Annotated in this window: 5 protein-coding genes; 2 read left to right on the forward strand and 3 right to left on the reverse strand. The window is 47.3% G+C overall.

Features of this window, described 5'->3' with window-relative positions; translation table 11 throughout:
- Positions 1 to 234: 234 nt before the first annotated feature.
- The 3 genes from cbiE to NG833_RS27915 form a co-directional block, all read right to left on the reverse strand.
- Entirely contained in the window at positions 235 to 1,524 is a 1,290-nt protein-coding gene (gene cbiE, locus NG833_RS27905) for a precorrin-6y C5,15-methyltransferase (decarboxylating) subunit CbiE (protein ID WP_254568531.1), read from the reverse strand.
- Positions 1,525 to 1,788: 264 nt separating this feature from the next.
- On the reverse strand, positions 1,789 to 2,403 hold the full coding sequence (locus NG833_RS27910; RefSeq protein WP_254568532.1) for a cobalt-precorrin-8X methylmutase: 615 nt from the start codon (positions 2,401 to 2,403) through the stop codon (positions 1,789 to 1,791).
- Positions 2,404 to 2,438: 35 nt separating this feature from the next.
- Positions 2,439 to 3,221 carry a DUF1868 domain-containing protein gene (locus NG833_RS27915; RefSeq protein WP_254568533.1) on the reverse strand — a complete coding sequence of 261 codons (783 nt, stop codon included), beginning with the start codon at positions 3,219 to 3,221 and terminating at the stop codon, positions 2,439 to 2,441.
- Between the two features lie 193 nt (positions 3,222 to 3,414).
- On the opposite strand from NG833_RS27915, the gene holA reads away from it, so the two are divergent.
- Together holA and NG833_RS27925 are read left to right on the forward strand one after the other, a co-directional pair.
- A complete protein-coding gene (gene holA / locus NG833_RS27920; RefSeq protein WP_254568534.1) occupies positions 3,415 to 4,413 on the forward strand; it encodes a DNA polymerase III subunit delta in 999 nt (332 codons plus the stop codon).
- 169 nt (positions 4,414 to 4,582) lie between these two features.
- On the forward strand, positions 4,583 to 5,047 hold the full coding sequence (locus NG833_RS27925) for a DUF4168 domain-containing protein (protein WP_254568535.1): 465 nt from the start codon (positions 4,583 to 4,585) through the stop codon (positions 5,045 to 5,047).
- Positions 5,048 to 5,228 lie beyond the last annotated feature (181 nt).

A 5,228-nucleotide genomic window follows, 5' to 3' on the forward strand; every position in this document is an offset into this window, starting at 1 on the left:
AATTTTTGCTCACTCTCAAAGATTTTTGCAAAAACCCGGTTTCTTCACCCTTGAGTTAGACCAGAAACCGGGTTTTTTTCCAAAATTTTTGCTCACTCTCAAAGATTTTTGCAAAAACCCGGTTTCTTCACCCTTGAGTTGGACTAGAAACCGGGTTTTTTTCCAAAATTTTTGCTCACTCTCAAAGATTTTTGCAAAAACCCGGTTTCTTCACCCTTGAGTTAGACTGAATTGCTATAATTCCGGCTTATTAATCGTGAGAATTGTCACTGGATTTAAGGGGGAAAATCGGGTGAGATGAGCAATGGGAACGGAACGGGATAAATTCGCCTGCAAGATGCGATAATCCCACTGGCGTTCATTCACCCAATTTAATGCCTCATTTAGATGTTCTAGGGTGGCTAAGGCGATCGCCATTGTTCCCCCTTTTGCCAATTGTCCCCCACAAAACCCCAGAATCGTCCGCAATTGTCCCCCCGTTCCCCCAATAAAAATCCGCTGGGGAACCGGAAGTCTATCTAAAATATCCGGGGCACTACCATGAATTGAAATCACATTTCGCACCTGGAGGCGTTGACAATTTTGCTCAATTAAAGAAATTCCTGCGCCGGTTTTTTCAATGGCATAAATTTGAGATTTTGGAAATAATCGCCCAATTTCAATGGAAACTGAACCCGTTCCCGCCCCAATATCCCAAACGATTTGACCCGATTGGAGTCCCAACTCTCCGAGGATGAGAATTCTAATTTCTCGCTTCGTCATCAAACCGGGGCGATCGCTAAAAGTTAAAAAGGTACTATCCGGTAATCCAAATGTGGGTAAATTCTGAATATCTAAGCTTTCATTATTACCAAACTGCCGGACCAAAACCACCACATTTAAGGAGGAAAAAGTTTGGGATTCTAAAGCGATAATATCATCGGATTGCTGAACTGGAAAAGCCTGAATACGCTCATCGGAACCGCCGAGGTTTTCACAAACCCAAAAATCATAACGACTGGGTAAATCCAATGACAGCAACAGCCGCGCAATGGTACTGGGGCTATTTTTGCCATCGGTGAGGATGGCAACTTTTGATGCACCCTCGCGTAATACGGTTAACACTTCATCTAAAGTGCGTCCATGAGCACTGACAATTCGCGCATCTTGCCAGGGGACTTTAATGCGACTAAAGGCTAATTGAATGCAGCTTAAATGGGGATGAAAATAAAGCTGGTCCGGCGGCAGTTCGGCTAATAGTAACCGTCCTAATCCAAAAAATAACGGATCTCCACTGGTGAGAACAACCAAATTGCGCCCTGCGGGACTGTCTACTGAACCGGAATTCCAGCGAATTAACTGACGGCAGAGGGTTTTAAAGGTTAGACCAATGTCTTCGATAACCAGGCGTTCGGCTGGATGCAGGGGAAAATAACTCAAGTGGCGATCGCTTCCCACGAGAAGATTCGCCGATTCGATAATTTGGCGCACGGATTCCGTCAGTCCCGCTATTCCATCCAACCCAATTCCTATTACATGAATCATCGGTTTATTTTCGTTGCGATCGCCACTGAGTTTATACCATTAAACTTCAAAATATTGCTGTTTTTTTAAACAAGGAAGCGAGCAAGATGCTTACTAGGGGTATAATAATTCAAAATATCGGCATTTTCGAGTTTTATACTAAATCCGGTTGATAAAAGCATTAAAAATGGTAGGGTGGGCATTGCCCACCTAGATTAGGTGGGCATTGCCCACCCTACAATTGCTCAACTTGTTTTTAAAGACCGATTCCAACCGCATTCCGTATTAATTTTCTCCCTGCCAAGCCAACAGAATTAACGCATTAACGATCGCTGCCGTAGCAGGAGACCCCCCTTTCCGACCCTTGATGATAATCTGGGGGACATTCTGCTGTACCAGTGCCGCCTTAGATTCCACCACGGAAACAAACCCCACAGGGGCCCCAATCACTAGGGCGGGTTGAATCGGGGACTGGGGGAGGACCTCGCACAGGGCCAACAAAGCCGTAGGCGCATTCCCGATCGCATAAATCGCTTCCGGAAATTCCCCAAAGCATTGCAACAGACCCATTTCCGTGCGGGTTTTGCCCTCCGTAGCCACCGGGACCCGTTCTACCGCAGAGTGTAAGGGATTGGCAAAAGTTTTGGCAAGCAACCCGCTGATACCCTGTTTTACCATGCTGACATCCGTCACCACCGTCACCCCCCGACGCAAGGCGGCGATCGCCCCTTCAATCGCCCCCGGACTAAATGTCATCAAGTCTTTAAATTCAAAATCGGCGGTACTATGAATCACCCGCCGAACAATTTCATATTCAGCAGGAGTAAAAGAATGTTCGCCAATCTCAGCATCAATGAGGGCAAAACTCTGTTGCAGTATCGGATGAATTAGGGGGGTCATCTGTCATTGGTCATTGGTGGTTTGGACTTCTTCTCTCAAAATTGAAACACTGGCCAATCTTCTTCGCGATAGTAGTGCGTCATATCGTCAAACTTGCGAATTTCGGCTTTTTGAATGACGATTTCTTGAGGACTATCCAGCCATTTATCATTAAAATCTGCTAGGACACTGCTGAGATGTTCCCGGTCTAAACTGGAGGGAATTTCCCCAAAATAGCCCAAGGTAATATGGCCAGTAAAATGATACTGCTGCTCGATTCCTAACCCCATTAACTGTTGATTTTGATAAATTGCTCGCCGCAATTGGACGATTTGCTCGTAGGATTGCTCATTTTTGGGCGCTAAACAAATCCCGATCGCCCGAGTCCGCAACATCACCCCGAGGGCCTGCCAGCGAATCGCTGGACCTCCGGCAAGGGACTGGCATTGCTGGAAACTTTGGGCGATCGCCGATCGCAGTTGCTCATCATAGTCCGGATTTTCCCCCGACGCATCTCGGTAGCTGCCGTCCCAAATTAAATCCGCGAGGGTGACATGAAAGCTATCCGCAGGGACCGGCACCATCAAACCCGGTTCCAGCATCTCCAGTAGTTGTTGCTGGCAACTCTCGATATTTTTATAAAACTCTTGATTCTCAACATCTTCTCTCATCGGTGGGGTAATCACCGTGTACCCCGGAAAAGACACCGGCTTTCTGGCCCCACCCTCAGTCGCCTGAAATTTAGGAGAGGTCTGAATATGCTGGAGTCCTGACTGATAGGCATCTTTCAGGGTCATCCGCGCCACTCGATTCAAATAGGTTTGTAAAGTATCGTCCAATTCTTATTGCCTCTCTTGTCTATATCTATAAAGGGTTTCGCGCTAGTCTTAGGTGCCGTGAGAATGACTCCATTCTGAGCATTTCGCCCTGAACGGGGATCAGTGGTATGACCATTGCCAATCTCTTTTATCCTAAAGGAAGGGTTAACCCTCCTGTGTTTTTGACCCTGGGATCTTATCCATAGTCTTCTATATGACAATTTACCTCTATTGGGGATCAGATGACTTTGCAATGGCAAAAGCAGTCAATGCTTTGCGCGATCGCACCCTGGATCCCGCTTGGGCGACCTTTAATGCTGACAAAATTTCCCCCGAACAGTCCGATGCCGTGATTCAGGGCCTCAATCAATCCGTCACCCCGCCTTTTGGCAGTGGAGGGCGCTTTGTTTGGTTGGTGGATACCAACGTTTGTCAACAGGCATCCGGCGAAGTCTTAGCAGAAATGGAACGCACCCTGCCGGTGATCCCCGAAACCAACGTCCTGTTACTGACAACCCCCAACAAACCCGATGGCAGACTCAAAACCACCAAACTGTTACAAAAGTACGCCAAAGTCCAGGAATTTTCCCCCTTACCCCCCTGGAAGCATGATGAAATTGTCTCATCCGTCCGCAAAGTCGCCCAGGAAGTGGGAGTCAAACTCACCCCTGATGCCGTGGACCTGTTGGCCGAGTCCGTCGGCAATGATACGCGATCGCTGTATAATGCCCTGGAAAAGTTGCACCTGTATTCCCTGAGTGCCGGACCTCAACCCCTGAGCGCCGCTACAGTGGATCAACTCGTCACTGCCACGACTCAAAACAGCTTACAGCTTGCCAGTGCCATTCGCCAAGGAGATGTAGGAACCGCTTTAGAATTAGTCGCAGATTTAATCAACCGCAACGAACCCGCCTTAAAAATTTCCGCCACCCTCACCGGACAATTTAGAACCTGGTTCTGGGTTAAACTGATGATAGAAAGTGGGGAGCGCGACGAAAAGGCGATCGCTGCTGCTGCGGAAATCGGCAATTTTAAACGAATTTACTTCTTAAGAAAAGAAGTCAGCGCCCTCTCCCTTAGTCAATTAGAGCAAATCTTAGCCCTCCTCCTCGAACTCGAAGTCAGCCTCAAACGAGGAACAGATGAACTCTCCACCCTCCAAACCAAAACCATAGAACTCTGCCAACTCTGTCGCCAAACTTCCTTTCGGTAAACTTTCTGTAAAGCCGCCCTCTCGACCCACCAGACCGGAACTAAACCGGGTAGAGTGGAATCATAAAAGCAACCCCAATAGGTTAACGATTGCCTTCAAAAAAAGCTTGGTGTTTCCAATCAATTAGAGATTTTTCTTAGTAAACCTATCACCTGTGGATGTTATGATAATGATAAAAATATCCCGTTTTCATGTTCAAGGAATCCGAGCCAAACTCCTCTGCATCGGTGCGCTTTCCGCCTTGGGAATCCTCACAGGTTCCGTTCCCCCTCTCACCCTGGAATCTGCCAACTGGATTGGAACGTATTCCGCCTCAGCGCAAAGCATTACCCCCGAAGAAATAGAGAACTACGCCCGTTCCATCCTGGCGATCGAACAACAGCGATCGCAAGCCTACCAAGAAGTTGAAACCATCCTCAATTACGTTCCCGCCATTGACTGCCGAAATACCGATTCAGTCAACCAACTCGATCGCGAAGTCAAGGCGATCGTCGTCAACTATTGCGAAGGCTCAAAAAACCTAGTCACCAGTAACGGATTAACCATCCAACGCTTTAACGAAATCACCGAACTCGTCAAAACCAATCCTCAATCCGAACAACAACTCCGAGAAGCCCTCACTCGTCTCCAATAATCATCTATTGCTATTCCCCAGGGAAACTCAAAAAAATCCCCGTTCGTAGTAACGACTTCAGTCGTTCTCAAAGTTCGTAGTAACGACTTCAGTCGTTCTCAAAGTTCGTAGTAACGACTTCAGTCGTTCTCAAAGTTCGTAGTAACGACTTCAGTCGTTCTCAAAGTTCGTAGTAACGACT

The organism is Oscillatoria sp. HE19RPO (assembly GCF_024220515.1).
In the GTDB taxonomy this organism is placed as follows: domain Bacteria; phylum Cyanobacteriota; class Cyanobacteriia; order Cyanobacteriales; family Laspinemataceae; genus Laspinema.

Bases quoted from the DNA above. Each gene is read 5' to 3' on its own strand.
- NG833_RS27925 (WP_254568535.1), top strand. From the start codon at position 4,583: ATGATAAAAATATCCCGTTTTCATGTTCAAGGAATCCGAGCCAAACTC.
- NG833_RS27910 (WP_254568532.1), bottom strand. From the start codon at position 2,403: ATGACCCCCCTAATTCATCCGATACTGCAACAGAGTTTTGCCCTCATT.
- holA (WP_254568534.1), top strand. From the start codon at position 3,415: ATGACAATTTACCTCTATTGGGGATCAGATGACTTTGCAATGGCAAAA.
- cbiE (WP_254568531.1), bottom strand. From the start codon at position 1,524: ATGATTCATGTAATAGGAATTGGGTTGGATGGAATAGCGGGACTGACG.